The organism is Pseudomonas sp. YeP6b, assembly GCF_025642995.1.
In the GTDB taxonomy this organism is placed as follows: Bacteria; Pseudomonadota; Gammaproteobacteria; order Pseudomonadales; family Pseudomonadaceae; genus Aquipseudomonas.
Window position 1 is genome coordinate 2,896,126 of record NZ_CP080090.1, and the last position, 14,632, is coordinate 2,910,757.

General features: G+C 62.2%; 11 protein-coding genes and 2 riboswitches. Of the genes, 7 read left to right on the forward strand and 4 right to left on the reverse strand.

Annotated elements, in window-relative coordinates; genetic code table 11:
- Positions 1-124: 124 nt before the first annotated feature.
- The 3 genes from KZH41_RS13100 (at position 125) to nfuA (ending at position 4,186) form a co-directional block, all read left to right on the forward strand.
- A complete protein-coding gene (locus KZH41_RS13100; RefSeq protein ID WP_263274945.1) occupies positions 125-2,431 on the forward strand; it encodes a fatty acid cis/trans isomerase in 2,307 nt (768 codons plus the stop codon).
- Between the two features lie 86 nt (positions 2,432-2,517).
- Positions 2,518-3,543, forward strand: coding sequence for an acyltransferase family protein (locus tag KZH41_RS13105; RefSeq protein ID WP_242156041.1), 1,026 nt, complete (start codon positions 2,518-2,520; stop codon positions 3,541-3,543).
- A 58-nt stretch (positions 3,544-3,601) separates the two neighbouring features.
- Entirely contained in the window at positions 3,602-4,186 is a 585-nt protein-coding gene (gene nfuA / locus KZH41_RS13110) for a Fe-S biogenesis protein NfuA (protein ID WP_017136914.1), read from the forward strand.
- Positions 4,187-4,297: 111 nt separating this feature from the next.
- Here the strand turns inward: nfuA and cobM are convergent, their stop codons facing one another.
- From cobM to KZH41_RS13130, 4 genes are all read right to left on the reverse strand, one after another.
- A complete protein-coding gene (gene cobM / locus KZH41_RS13115) occupies positions 4,298-5,044 on the reverse strand; it encodes a precorrin-4 C(11)-methyltransferase (protein ID WP_242155720.1) in 747 nt (248 codons plus the stop codon).
- 69 nt (positions 5,045-5,113) lie between these two features.
- A complete protein-coding gene (locus tag KZH41_RS13120; protein ID WP_263274946.1) occupies positions 5,114-5,506 on the reverse strand; it encodes a cobalamin biosynthesis protein in 393 nt (130 codons plus the stop codon).
- Entirely contained in the window at positions 5,503-6,210 is a 708-nt protein-coding gene (locus KZH41_RS13125) for a CbtA family protein (protein ID WP_263274947.1), read from the reverse strand. Before KZH41_RS13125 ends, KZH41_RS13120 begins: the two co-directional genes overlap by 4 nt.
- A gap of 11 nt (positions 6,211-6,221) precedes the next feature.
- Positions 6,222-6,410 carry a CbtB domain-containing protein gene (locus KZH41_RS13130; protein WP_242155723.1) on the reverse strand — a complete coding sequence of 63 codons (189 nt, stop codon included), beginning with the start codon at positions 6,408-6,410 and terminating at the stop codon, positions 6,222-6,224.
- Between the two features lie 95 nt (positions 6,411-6,505).
- Positions 6,506-6,711: riboswitch (cobalamin riboswitch) on the reverse strand.
- Positions 6,712-7,718: 1,007 nt separating this feature from the next.
- Positions 7,719-7,919: riboswitch (cobalamin riboswitch) on the forward strand.
- A gap of 92 nt (positions 7,920-8,011) precedes the next feature.
- Here KZH41_RS13130 and cobW point away from each other — a divergent pair.
- From cobW to KZH41_RS13150, 4 genes are all read left to right on the forward strand, one after another.
- Complete coding sequence (gene cobW, locus KZH41_RS13135) at positions 8,012-9,079, forward strand: cobalamin biosynthesis protein CobW (RefSeq protein ID WP_094952739.1); 1,068 nt, start codon at positions 8,012-8,014, stop codon at positions 9,077-9,079.
- Between the two features lie 3 nt (positions 9,080-9,082).
- Positions 9,083-12,844, forward strand: a complete 3,762-nt coding sequence (cobN, locus tag KZH41_RS13140) for a cobaltochelatase subunit CobN (RefSeq protein ID WP_263274948.1) — start codon at positions 9,083-9,085, stop codon at positions 12,842-12,844.
- A gap of 96 nt (positions 12,845-12,940) precedes the next feature.
- On the forward strand, positions 12,941-13,939 hold the full coding sequence (locus tag KZH41_RS13145) for an ATP-binding protein (protein ID WP_263274949.1): 999 nt from the start codon (positions 12,941-12,943) through the stop codon (positions 13,937-13,939).
- 53 nt (positions 13,940-13,992) lie between these two features.
- Positions 13,993-14,595, forward strand: a complete 603-nt coding sequence (locus KZH41_RS13150) for a vWA domain-containing protein (RefSeq protein ID WP_083360413.1) — start codon at positions 13,993-13,995, stop codon at positions 14,593-14,595.
- The last annotated feature ends 37 nt before the right edge of the window (positions 14,596-14,632 follow it).

Consider the following 14,632-nt stretch of genomic DNA (forward strand, 5'->3'; position numbering starts at 1 on the left):
CAAACCTGTGCCGATTTACAGCATGCCTAGGTTTTGCATGAATATCGTTCATGTTGGAGGCGGTCATGGCCCGGTAGAATCGCCGGCACTTCTCTATCGCTCGCATTGAATCGGGACCGGATACATGTCACTTCGTCTTATCGTCAGCGCCGTACTGGCCTTGATTGCCAGTACTGCCCAGGCAGACGCTTTACCGGTCAACAGCCCCGCCCCGGCGATTTCCTATACCCGTGACGTGCAGCCGATCTTCACCGAAAAGTGCGTGGCCTGCCACGCCTGCTACGACTCAGCCTGCCAGCTCAACCTGGGCAGCGCCGAGGGCGCGGCCCGTGGTGCGAGCAAAACACCGGTTTACGACGGCGAGCGCAGCCAGGCCGCGCCGACCACGCGGCTGTTCTATGACGCGTTCGGCAAACAAGCCTGGCAGCAGAAGGGCTTCTATTCGGTACTCGACGCCCAAGGCAGCCAGGCCGCCTTGATGGCGCACATGCTGGAGTTGGGGCATAACGCGCCGCTGCAACCGAATGCCAAGCTGCCCGACGAGATCGTGCTGGGCCTGAATCGCGAGAACCTGTGCGCCATGCCCGGCGAGTTCAATGCCTACGCAGGCAGCCATCCCAAGGAAGGCATGCCGCTGGCGGTCACCGGCCTGACCGACCAGCAATACCAGACCCTGCAACGTTGGCTCGCCTCCGGTGCGCCGATTGATGAGCAAGGCCTGGCGCCCAGCGCCAAGGAAGCCTTGCAAGTGCAGCAGTGGGAAAACCTGTTCAACCAGCCCGGCGCCCGCGAAAGCCTGGTGGCGCGCTGGTTGTATGAGCATCTATACCTGGCGCACATTTACTTTGAGAACGGCGAGCCGGGGCATTTCTTCCAATGGGTACGTTCGCGCACGCCAAGCGGCCAGCCGATCGACCTGATCGCCACCCGCCGCCCCAACGATGACCCGGGCACCCAGGTGTATTACCGCCTGTGGCCGGTGCAGGGTGTGATCGTGCATAAAACCCACATCACGTACCCGTTCAGCGCGGCAAAAATGGCGCGGATCAAAGCGCTGTTCTACGCCGGTGACTGGCAAGTCAACGCCTTGCCGGGCTACGGCCCCGGGCGCCGGGCCAATCCGTTCGAGACGTTCGAGGCGATTCCGGCCAAAGCGCGCTACCAATTTATGCTCGATAACGCCGAATACTTCGTGCGCACCTTTATTCGTGGGCCGGTGTGCCGTGGGCAGATTGCTACGGATGTGATTCGCGACAACTTCTGGGCCCTGTTCCAGGACCCGGACCACGACCTGTACATCACCGATGCGCGTTATCGCGGCCAGGCCACGCCATTGCTGGCGATGCCGGGGCAGAACGACGACGTGGGCAGCGTGCTCAGCCTGTGGTTGGCGTATCGCGACAAGCGCAACCAATACGAAGCCTTGCGCCGTGACAGCTACGCTGATTTGCCGCCACCGAGTTGGTCCAGCCTGTGGGCCGGTAATGACAATGCCTTGTTGAGCATTTTCCGCCACTTCGACAGCGCTTCGGTGAACAAGGGCTTGATCGGTGAGGTACCGCAGACGATGTGGCTGTTTGACTATCCGCTGCTGGAGCGCACCTATTATCAGTTGGCGGTGAACTTCGATGTGTTCGGCAACGTGTCCCATCAAGCCCAGACCCGGCTGTACTTCGACCTGATCCGCAATGGCGCCGAGCAGAACTTCCTGCGCCTGATGCCGGCGGATACTCGCGATGATTTTATGGATGATTGGTACCAGAACAGCGGCAAACTCAAGCTGTGGCTGGACTATGAAGCTATTGATGACGACAAACCGAGCGGGCTGCATTTGGATGAAAAGGATCCGAAGCGAGATTTTGCCAACCAGTTGTTGACGCGCTATGGCAACCTGAACGCTAGTCCGGATCCGATCAACCGCTGTACCGGGGCCTATTGCTCGCGCGATGGGATTGATCCAGCGTTACAGGATGCGGAGCAGGCGCTGAGCCGTCTGACGTCGCGGCCGGCGGCGGGGCTCAAGGTGATTGATCAGTTGCCTGAGGCTACGATGCTGCGGGTTGAGACGGCCAATGGTCAGCGGGTGTTTTACAGCCTGCTGCGTAATCGGGCGCACAGTAATGTGGCGTTTTTGTTGGGTGAGGCTTATCGCTATCAGCCGGGGTTGGACACGTTGACTGTCTATCCGGGCGTGCTGAGCAGTTACCCGAACTTCATGTTCAATATTCCGGCGCAGCAAGTGCCGGAGTTTGTGGCAGCGATGGAGAATGCCAAGGATGCCAAGCGGTTTGAGAAGATTGTCGACCGTTGGGGCATACGCCGCAGCCATCCGCAGTTCTGGCAGTACTTTCACGACTTGTCACAGTACATCCGCGAAACCACGCCGGTGGAAGAGGGGGTTCTGGACATGAACCGGTATGAGAACCTATAAGTATTGCAGTGACTCAGTCATCTCTCTAAGCGAGTGCTGAAGCAGTCGGGTATCTATCTTGCGGGATTGGAACAGGTATTCCGATGATGCTGATTTCAGTGCAGGCGCTACGTGCCTTGGCAGCGTGGGTGGTGGTGGGGCACCACTTCATGCAGGTTTTTTTCAACTTTGAGGTCCATGGCCCGCTGGAGTATCTGTTTGCCGACAAAGGCGCCGTTGGCGTGGATATTTTCTTTGTCATCAGTGGCCTGGTGATTTTCCTTGCGAGCGCAGACAAAGCCCTGACACCGTGGCGTTTTATGCTTATGCGCGTGGCAAGGATCGCGCCGGCATATTGGTTCTATACCCTGCTCATGGCCCTGCTGATCGTGGCGGTGCCCGCGATGTTCCCAAATGATGAGTGGGTGCTGAGCCACGTGGCCCTGTCGATGCTGTTTATCCCTGCCCAGCACCCCGCGGGCTTTGGGATCTATCCGCTGTTGGACGTCGGCTGGACCCTCAACTTCGAGATGCTGTTTTATCTTCTGTTCGCCTTGGCCTTGTGGGTTCGTACGTCGTATCGGTTTTGGGTGGTGGCCGGGCTGCTCTATCTTGTGTGCGGCATCATCAGTCCGGCTTTGAACCTGGCCGGCGGTTTTTACAGCAACGACATTGTCCTGGAGTTTCTGATGGGCATTGTGATCGGCATGCTGTATCGCCGTGGTCTGTGCCGGGCCAGGGCGTGGCTGCCGTTGTTGGGTATCGTGGGTGCGTTAGTAGCGATTTATATCGGCGCAGATGTACCCCGTTCGCTGGAGTGGGGCGTGCCCAGCGCGGTACTCGTCATCAGCTGTGTGACACTGGAGCCTTACTTCAAGGGCTCGCGCCTGTTGAAGATGCTCGGGGATTGCTCTTATTCGGTGTATTTGATCCACACGATGGTGCTGTACGCTGGGCGATGGGCTGCGGAACACACGGGCATAGACCCTTATGCGATCCTGCCCGTTTGCATCGCAGTGACGGCATTGTGTGCATTTGCGAGCTACCAATGGCTGGAAAAGGGCAGCTATCGCGTGTTCAAGCGTTGGTTTGGCATGGATGACCCGACACGCCTTTCCCGACAAAAACACTAGGACTTTGTGCCTCTGTAATGTTTGGCGTAAACTGCCCGCAAGCCTGTGAGGAGTTTCCATGACTGCCATAACCATTACCGACGCCGCCCACGATTACCTGGCTGACCTGCTGTCCAAGCAGAACACCCCGGGTATCGGCATCCGCGTCTTCATCACCCAGCCCGGCACCCAATACGCCGAGACTTGCATCGCCTACTGCAAGCCTGGGGAAGAAAAACCTGAAGACACCGCCCTGGGGCTCAAAAGCTTCACCGCGTACATCGACAACTTCAGCGAAGCTTTCCTCGACGACGCCGTGGTCGACTACGCCACCGACCGCATGGGCGGCCAGTTGACCATCAAGGCGCCCAACGCCAAGGTGCCAAACGTCAACGCCGACAGCCCGGTCAACGAGCGCATCAACTACTACCTGCAAACCGAAATCAACCCGGGGCTGGCCAGCCACGGCGGGCAGGTCAGCTTGATCGACGTCGTGGAAGACGGTATCGCCGTACTCAAATTCGGCGGTGGCTGCCAAGGCTGTGGCCAGGCGGACGTGACCCTGCGCGAAGGCATCGAGCGCACCCTGCTCGAGCGCATTCCTGAGCTCAAGGGCGTACGTGACGTGACTGACCACACGCAGAAAGAAAACGCCTACTACTGAGTAAGGTGTTCACTGCGAACAAAAAACGGCGCCCCGTGAGCGCCGTTTTTTTATGTATGTAATTCAATGCTTTGCAATATATATCTAACAAAGATGATCAACTGTGTTTTATCAGGGCCGATAGAGGTGCGCGTGACCCGCGCGATACAGCGACGACTCGCTGAAGCTGTCGTTCGCCAGCACCCGACCCACCACAATCAGCGCCGTACGACGGAAACCCTTGGCGGCCACTTTCTCGGCAATGTCCACCAACGTACCCACCACCCAATCCTGATCCGGCCACGTCGCGCGGTGCACCACGGCAATCGGGCAATCCGCACCGTAATGCGGTAGCAGCTCAGCAACGATCTTCTCCAGATGATTAACCCCCAAGTGAATCGCCATGGTCGTGCCGTGGCGCGCCAGGCTGTCGAAATCCTCACCGGCCGGCATGCTGGTTTTATCGGCGTAGCGGGTCAGGATCACGCTTTGGGCGATACCCGGCAGGGTCAGTTCCGTCTCCAGCAATGCCGCGCAGGCCGCCACCGCCGTGACGCCTGGAATGATCTGAAAGGGGATATTCAACTCACGCAAATGACGGATTTGCTCACCAATCGCCCCATACAGGCTGGGGTCGCCGGAGTGTACGCGCGCCACATCATGGCCCTTGGCATGGGCTGCCGTGATCAAGTCGATGATTTGCTCGAGGTGCAATTCGGCGCTGTTAACCACCTGTTTCGCCTGATGGCCCTCCAATACCGCCGCCGGCACCAGCGAGCCGGCATAGATGATCACCGGGCAGCTGCGGATCAGCCGCTGGCCTTTGACGGTGATCAATTCCGGGTCGCCGGGGCCAGCGCCGATGAAGTAGACGGTCATGGGAGTTCCTGTTGAAAATCGGGCGAGCATGAAGATTGCTCATGATCGAGAAGGGCGATTATCGGGTTTTTAGTCGGCGCAGGCTAATGCAAAGGTGGCCTGGGCGACTTTTTTGCGCGTGATCAGCAGGCGGGCAGGGCCGTGGGAGAGCTGTTCAGCCAAGGCCAGCGCGGCGCTTTCGGCGATGCCGTAACAGCCGGTATGGGCAAAAGCGACCTCTGATTTGTGGCTAAGACGGTGTTCAAAAACCGTCAATTGTGTGGCGCTGAAACAGTGCAATGGCAGGTTCAGCACCTTTGCTAGAGCGAGCAGCCCAGGTTCATTCTGCTTGCGGTCAAGACTGGCCAGCGCGGTGATGCGATGGCGTTCGACACTGCCCTCGGCGAGGGCAGTGTCGAGCAGGCCCAGCAGGGTGTGAACATCACAGCCCCGCTGGCAACCCAGGCCGACCACCAGGGTCATGCCGAGTATTGACCGTCGCGGTTGCGGCGGAACAGCCAAGCGCTGATCAGACCCAAGGCCAGCCAGAAGGCGACGTTGGTCAGCTGCGAAGCGATTTTGAATTGTGCTTCCAACGCTTCTGGAGCCAGCATCGAATGCACTTCAGGCTGCGGCGCACCGATCACATGCGGCACGGCGAGGATCGCCACGCCCAACACTTTGAGCAGCCAGTTGCGGCCAAACACCAGCAGCGCGATACCGGTAGCGGTGGACGCAGCCGTGCCAATCCACCAGACCTGACGTTGGGCCAGGTCAGCGGCGGCGGTGCCCGGCAACTCCGGCGGCAGGCCCAGGGTCGGCGCGAGTACAAACGTCGCGTAACCGGCCAAGCCCCACAGCAAGCCTTGAGCCGTGCGGGTCGGTGCGCGCAAGGTATAGAGACCGGCCAGCATCAGGGCAAAACCAACCGCCACCACCAGATTACCGCCGGTAGTCGACAACACACGTTGCCAGCCGTTTTCCGGCTCCCAGGCTTCCGCGTCGTGGGTGTGAGCGGCGGCGCCTTGTGCATGTTCATGGGGCATTACTTCGGCAGCGGCCGGGGCGTTTTCAAAGGTTTCCGCCTGCAGAATCAGCGGGGCGACCCAGAAGCTTTGCAGCAGAGTCAGCAACAGGGCGGCCAGCAAGCCGGTGAAGCCTGCGGTTTGGGCGATACGCTTGATCATGTCGGCAGGTCTCAGTGGCACGGGAACGCGGCGCTGTGGCGGGTATCGTGGGCGGCGTTGTGCACCGCTTCGATATGCGAGAAACCGGCGAAATACACCAGGCACGCGCCGAGGATCGACGCACCGATGGCGGCGGTCAGGCGTTGGCTCAGGGTGGTGGTGCTGCTGGCGGTGTGCGAGGTGCTGCTGATGATCGACATGGCGCGTCCCTTCTGGGTGTCAGGGTGAAACGGGCGCATGGAAACCCCGCGAGCCGGGCACGCGGGGTTCTGAACAGCGCCCGCCCACCGCGGGTTTGTTATCTGCTTTTTCGGGCCGGTCTCCGGGCTTGCGAGGGACACTGGGTCTAAAAAGCATCGCCTTCCCATGCCTTGCAGGCACAGTGGCTGTGACGCTTCGCTCGCTTACCGTTGCGGGGGCAGCACCGGACTGGTCATGTATGCATGATTTACCGGTTTCCCGTTTCACCCTGTGAAGGGCACCCGAAACAAGATGTGTAGGAGAGCATGGGGGTGGGAGGGGAGTCAATTGGGAGTTTTTTTGGGGTACATATCCGTTGCTGCGGCAACGGCTTCGTAGGGTTCCGCTCTTACAGCGGGTCACTTTTGGAAAAGAGCCCCAAAAGTAACCAAAGGGCTCTTGCCCCACCACTCGGCACCTCGCTTAGGCTCGGTGTGCCCTCACTCCGGCTTGAATCCGTGGGCCGCCGCCATGGGCCATCCTTGGCCCATCGCGGCTAACCCGGCGTCCTGCCGGGTTACCCACGGATTCAAGCCTGCGTTCGGCCATCGTGGTTAACGGGGCGCCTCAGATCAAGATCAAGATCAAGATCAAAAGCAAGAGCACGGCGGCCTAGTAGCCGACCTGAGTGGTAGAAGCAAAAGCAGGGCAAAAGCACAGCAGCACACTCTCTGTCTGATGTACCGAGATCCAACTGTGGGAGCGGGCTTGGCTGCCAGCACCGCAGTGCTCTGCTTTTGTGGGGCTGGCTTGCCTGCGATGCAAGCACCTCGGTGTGTCAGGCATAACCAGCCGATGCCATCGCAGGCAAGCCAGCTCCCACATTTGATTGAGTTTCATCTTCCAAGATCAGGTCGGCTGTCAGGCCGCCTCGGCTTGCTTTTGATCTAACCACTCAGGTCGGCTACTAGGCCGCCGTGCTTTTGATCTTGATCTGAGGCGCCCCGTTAACCACGCTGGCCGAACGCAGGCTTTGGAGCGGGGGTAAACCGGCAGGACGCCGGTTTAGCCGCGATGGGCCAAGGATGGCCCATGGCGGCGGCCCCCGCCCAAAAGCCGGAGTGAGGGCACACCGAGCCTAGGCGAGGTGCCGAGTGGTGGGGCAAGAGCCCTTTGCTTACTTTGGGGCTTTTCCAAAGTGAGCCGCTGTAAGAGCGGAACCATTAGTGGCCGTTACGGCAAGAACGGATATGTACACCAACCAACCAACCAACCAACCAACCAACCAACCAACCCAACCCCATCATTGACCATCCCCCACGCACTGCGTAGCCTTGCACCTTCGAGGTTCTTCGGCCCACGCCGAAGCTAAGAAGGGAACGCGGTCCAAGCCGCGGCTGCCCCCGCAACTGTAAAGGGTTTAGCTGACTGCCACGCCACTGCCAATACGGCGGGAAGGCGCAGCCAGCGCCGGTCGCAAGACCCGCACGCCCCAAGCCAGGAGACCTGCCTCGCAACCGATTTTCTACTTCAACCGGGCGGGGTGATCCGGTGACGAAATCCGCTGCTGCGCGCCGTCGCAGGGCCTATCGTCCCGTATGCCCGCCCCAAAGGGCATCCGATGAAAACACTGGCCAAACTCCCCGTCACCATCGTTACCGGCTTTCTCGGCTCGGGCAAAACCACCTTGCTACGCCACATGCTCGACAACGCCCAGGGCCGTCGCATCGCCGTGATCGTCAACGAGTTCGGTGAGTTGGGCATCGACGGTGAAATTCTCAAGCAGTGTTCCATCGGTTGCACCGAAGAAGAAGCCAACGGCCGCGTGTACGAACTGGCCAACGGCTGCCTGTGCTGCACCGTGCAGGAAGAGTTCTTCCCGGTGATGCGCGAACTGGTTGCCCGTCGCGGCGACCTCGACCATATCCTCATCGAAACCTCCGGCCTGGCCCTGCCAAAACCGCTGGTACAAGCCTTCCAGTGGCCGGAAATCCGCAGCGCCTGCACCGTTGACGCAGTGATCACCGTGGTCGACAGCCCAGCCGTGGCCGCTGGCACTTTTGCGGCGTTCCCGGACCAGGTCGACGCCATGCGCAAACTCGACCCGAATCTGGATCACGAATCGCCGCTGCACGAGCTGTTCGCCGACCAACTGGCCAGCGCTGACCTGGTGATCCTCAACAAAGCCGACCTGATCAGCCCTGAAGACTTGGCCCGCGTGCGCCTGGAAGTCGCCGAAGAGCTGCCGCCTGCCGTGAAGGTCATCGAAGCCAGCAGCGGTCGCCTGCCGCTGGACGTGCTGATCGGCCTGGGCGCCGGCTCCGAAGAACACATCGACGGCCGCCACAGCCACCACGACCATCACCACGACGATGAAGGCGAGCATGACCACGATCACGACGCCTTCGACTCCATCTCCATCGACCTGCCGCAAGCCGACGAAGCGTTGCTGCTCGACGCCTTGACTCAGTTGGTGGTGCAGCACGGCATCCTGCGCGTCAAAGGTTTCGCCGCGATCCCGAACAAGCCGATGCGCCTGCTGATCCAGGGCGTGGGTACGCGTTTCGACAAGCACTTTGACCGTGCCTGGGGCGCCGACGAAGCACGCATCACGCGCCTGGTGCTGATCGGTCAGGAACTGGACGCGGCGGGCCTCGAAGCGCAGCTGCGCGCAGCGCTCAGCGTTTAACCCATGCACCTGCTCAGGACCCAGCCCGGTGGTTTCGTCTCCGACGACAATATTGCCGACTTAGGCCAAACCCCCGCTGAACTGGTGATCCTGTGCAGCGGTGATTCCAGCCTGGCGTTGTTGGCCGAAGCGGCTCAACAGCTGCCCGACGACTACCCAAGCGTTCGTCTGGCCAACCCGATGCAGGTGCAAAACCACGCCTCGGTCGACCTGTACGTCGATGAGGTGCTGCGTCACGCCAAGGTCATCCTGATTTCGCTGCACGGCGGCATCGGTTACTGGCGCTACGGCATCGAGCGCCTGGTGGAGTTGGCCGAGCGCGGCGTGCAACTGATCCTGGTGCCGGGCGATGACCGCCCGGACCCGGAACTCAGCAGCCTCAGCACCGTTGGCGTAGACGATCGTGATCGCCTCTGGCACTTCCTGCGCCAGGGCGGGCTGGGCAATGCCTTGGATTTTTATCGCTGTTTGGCAAGCCGCTACCTGGGCCGCGACTACGCCTGGGCCGAGCCGCAAACCTTGCCGCGCACCGCGATTTATCACCCGCACATAGCCAACGCACGCCTGAATGATTGGCAGGCGGATTGGCAGCCGGATCTCCCCGTGGCGGCGGTACTGTTTTACCGCTCGCACCTGCAGGCGGCCAATACCGGTTTTATCGATGTGTTCTGCCAGCGCTTGCAGGCGGCGGGCCTTAACCCGTTGCCGATGGCGGTGGCCAGTTTGAAAGAGCCTGGCTGCCTGACGGTGGTCGAGGACTTGCTGGATGAAGTGCAGGCGGCGGTGATTCTGAACACCACCGGGTTTGCCCAATCCAGCCCCGAAGCGCCGCATTTGCGCCCGTTTCGCCGCAATATCCCGGTAATCCAGGCAATTTGCGCCCAGGACAACCAGCCCGGCTGGGAGGCCAGCGAACAAGGCCTCGGCCCACGCGACTTGGCGATGCACATCGCCTTGCCGGAGCTGGACGGGCGCATTATCAGCCGCCCGATCAGCTTCAAGGACCTGGCCTGGCGCAGCGAGCGCAGCCAGTCCGACGTGGTGTGCTACCGCGCCGCGCCCGAGCGCATGGATTTCGTCGCTGAGCTGGCACGCCGTTGGGTCGAACTGGCGCGGGTGCCGAACGCGGATAAACGCATCGCGCTGATCCTCGCCAACTACCCGACCCGCGACGGCCGTATCGGCAACGGCGTGGGTCTGGATACGCCGGCGGCGGCGCTGAATATCCTGCGCGCGCTGCAAGCCGAAGGCTATCCGCTGCCCCGTGAGTTGCCCGACAGCGGCACCGCCCTGATCCACGAATTGCTCGGTGGCGTGACCAACGACCTCGACAGCCTCGACCTGCGCCCGTGCCATCAAAGCCTGGGCCTGGATGATTACGAGACGCTGTTCAAGCGCTTGCCCGAAGCCAATCGCCAAGCCGTGCTGGAGCGCTGGGGCGCACCCCACACCGACCCGATGTGCCGCGACGGCCGCCTGATGATCGCCGGCCTGCGTTTTGGCCTGACCTTCGTCGGCATCCAGCCGGCGCGCGGTTATCAGGTCGACCACAGCGCGGTGTACCACGACCCGGACCTGGTGCCGCCTCACGGTTACCTGGCGTTCTACTTCTGGTTGCGCCACACCTACGGCGCCCACGCCGTGATCCACGTAGGCAAGCACGGCAACCTCGAATGGCTGCCGGGCAAAGGCGTGGGGCTGTCGGAAAACTGCTGGCCTGATGCGCTGCTCGGGCCGCTGCCGAACATTTACCCGTTTATCGTCAACGATCCGGGTGAGGGCGCCCAGGCCAAGCGCCGCACCCAGGCGGTGATCATCGACCACTTGATGCCGCCGCTGACCCGCGCCGAAACCTACGGCCCGCTGCGCAATCTTGAGCTGTTGGCGGACGAGTATTACGAGGCGCAATTGCTCGACCCGCGCCGCGCGCTCGAACTGCAAAAAGACATCCTCAAGCTGGTGCGCGAGACCCGTATCGACCAGGAACTTGAGCTGGATAACGAGGCCGACGCGGCGGTCTGGCTGCCGCGCCTGGACACCTACCTGTGCGACTTGAAGGAGTCGCAGATCCGCGACGGCCTGCATATCTTTGGCGAGTCGCCCGAAGGCCGCTTGCGCATCGACACCTTGCTGGCCTTGCTGCGCATCCCGCGCGGCGATGGCCGTGGCCCGCAATCGAGTTTGCTGCGCGTATTGGCCAAGGCCTTCGAGCTGGGTTTTGACCCGCTTGATTGTGCGCTGGCCGAGCCCTGGACCGGGCGCCGCCCCGAGGTGTTGCAGCAAATCGATCAACAGCGCTGGCGCACCGCCGGTGATACCCGCGAGCGCCTGGAGTTGTATGCCGCGCGTTTGATCGAGCAAGCGCTGGAAGGGCCGCTTGAGCAACTTGAAGAGCCCGGTTGGGAGGATGTGAAGTCGGTCATTGAGAGCCTGCGCATCGTCGTCGCGCCACGCCTGGACGCGTGCGGGCCGGCGGAAATGCGCGGTTTGCTGGATGCTTTGAGCGGCCTTTTCGTTCCGGCCGGCCCCAGCGGCGCGCCAAGTCGCGGGCGCCTGGATGTGCTGCCCACCGGGCGCAATTTCTTTACCGTGGACGTGCGCAACCTGCCCACCACCACGGCCTGGCGCATTGGCTTCCAATCCGCCAACCTGATCCTTGAACGGCACCTGCAAGACCATGGCGATCACTTGCGCCAGCTCGGCCTGTCGGTCTGGGGCACGGCCACCATGCGCACCGGCGGCGACGACATCGCCCAGGCCATGGCGTTGATGGGCGTGCGCCCGGTCTGGGCCACGGGCAGCCAGCGGGTGGATGACTTTGAGATCCTGCCGATCAGTTTGCTCGACCGCCCGCGTGTCGACGTGACGCTGCGCGTGTCCGGGTTCTTCCGTGACGCGTTCGCCAACCTGATCCGCCTGTTCGATGCGGCGGTGCAGGCGGTGGCGGCCCTGGATGAACCGGATGATATGAACCCGCTGGCGGCCAAGGTGCGCAGTGAGCGTGAGGCCTTGCGCCTCTCGGGCCTGGACGCAGAAGCCGCAGCCAAACAAGCCGGCTGGCGCATCTTTGGCGCCAAGCCGGGGGCGTATGGCGCGGGCGTGCAGGGCGCGATTGACGGTCGTCTGTGGCAGAGCCGCGAGGACTTGGCCGAGGTCTACTTGAACTGGGGTGGCTACGCCTACGGTGGTTCCGATGAAGGCACCGCTGCCCGCGAACAGTTCGCCCAGCGCCTGAGCCAGGTGCAGGCGGTCCTGCAAAACCAGGACAACCGCGAGCACGACTTGCTCGACTCCAACGACTATTACCAATTCCAGGGCGGTATGCTCGCCGCCGTGGAAACCCTGAGCGGCGATAAGGCCGCCAGCTACCATGGCGACCATAGCCAGCCCGACTTGCCGAAGATCCGCACCTTGAAGGAAGAGCTGAACCGGGTGATCCGTTCCCGCGCCGCCAACCCCAAGTGGATCGACGGCGTGAAGCGTCATGGCTATAAAGGTGCGTTCGAAATGGCCGCAACCGTGGACAACCTGTTCGCGTTCGACGCCACCACCGCACTGATCGATGATCACCAATACGCCTTGCTCGCTGACGCGTACCTGCTCGATCCTGACACCCGGGCCTTTGTGCAGCAGCACAACCCCGATGCCCTGCGCGACATGACCGAGCGCATGCTCGAAGCCCAGCAGCGTGGCATGTGGCAAAAGCCGGGCGCCTATCGCGAGGCGTTGGAAAACCTGTTGTTGGACATAGAAGAAGGCAGCTAGCGCGCCACAACAAGCGGCAGCCACAACAAGCAGGCTAGCCACAACAAGGCCGCCCACAGGAAATTACCTGTGCCGCAGAATTTAACGAGAACGTGCATGACTGATATTCCACATTTCCCACTGTCCGCCGTGGTCGGCGCCGACGACCTGAAACTGGCGCTGTGCCTCACCGCCATCGACCCGAAAATCGGCGGTGTGCTGATCGAAGGCCCGCGCGGCATGGCCAAGTCCACCCTGGCACGTGGCCTGGCGGACCTGCTCGCCAGTGGTCAGTTCGTCACTTTGCCGTTGGGCGCCACCGAAGAACGCCTGGTCGGCACCCTGGACCTGGACGCCGCACTGGGCGAAGGCCGTGCGCAGTTTTCCCCCGGCGTACTGGCCAAGGCCGATGGCGGCGTGTTGTACGTCGATGAAGTCAACTTGCTGCCCGACCACTTGGTGGACCTGCTGCTGGATGTGGCCGCCAGCGGCACCAACCTGATCGAGCGCGATGGCATTTCCCATCGCCACTCGGCACGTTTTGTGTTGATCGGCACCATGAACCCGGAGGAGGGGGAGTTGCGACCGCAGCTGCTCGACCGTTTCGGTTTCAACGTGGCATTAAGCGGGCAAACGCTGCCCACCGAGCGCGGGCAAATCATCCGGCGTCGGCTGGATTTCGACAGCGATCCCGCCGCGTTCTGCACGCAGTGGGCCGAGCCGCAAGCCGCCTTGCGTGAACGCTGCACCCAGGCGCGAGCACAGCTCGACGGCATTGAGCTGGATGACCAGGCGCTGGCACAGATCACCGAGCGCTGTTTTGCCGCCGGGGTCGATGGCTTGCGCGCTGACCTCGTCTGGTTGCGCGGCGCCCGCGCCCATGCGGCCTGGCGTGGCGCTACCGCCATCGCCGAGGAAGACATCGAAGCGGTGGCCGAATTTGCCTTGCGCCATCGTCGTCAAGCGCAAACCCCGCCGGCAAGCCCGCCCAATCAAGGCCAGGCGCCCCAGCCTTCAGACACTTCACCTGGCCAGGGCCAGTGGGGCGACATGCCCGCGCCGGCCTTGCCCACGGGCGCACGCCGGGAAGTACCCACCTGGCCAAAAAAGCCCTAGGCATTCGCCCCCGACCTGACGCGGGGGCGGATGCCCGGCCCAAGGCGGGGCGACTGGACAAAGGCAGGCACGGCAAGGCGCGCAGCGCCAAACACGGCGCGATCAACTGGCCCGGCACCTTGCTCGGCGGCCGGCCGCAGTGCCGTGAGGATCTACTGTTCCACCTGCGCAACCGCGCGGCCCATGAGTTGTGGCTGGTGATCGTCGACGCCTCGGCGTCTACGCGGCGCCATGGCGCGTTGACCGACGCCAAAGGCCTGCTCGCCCAGTTGTTTGATGACGCTTACCGGCAACGCGCGCGCATGGCGTTACTCACGGCCAGCGGCCACTCGCCGAAGTGGCAAGTGCAGGGCCTCAAGGCCGCCAAAGGCTTGGCCGGTTGGCTCGCTCAGCTCGGCGCCGGCGGCGGCACGCCGTTGCTGGCGGCCTTGTCCGAAGCCGGGCAGTGGCTGCACGCGCGGCGCCAGCGTTACCCCGCCGAGCAGCAGCGTTTGCTGGTGATTACCGATGGGCGGCTCAAGGCTATCGACGGCCTGCCGCTGCTCGATTGCCCGGGTGTGCTGGTGGATATCGAGCGCGGGCCGATCACTCTCGGCCGGGCCAAACAGCTGGCGCTGCAATTGCACCTGGACTATCGGCATATCGACGCCGTGTAACTGCAATAAAAGTGAACGCTGCTTGATTCCCGCTTGT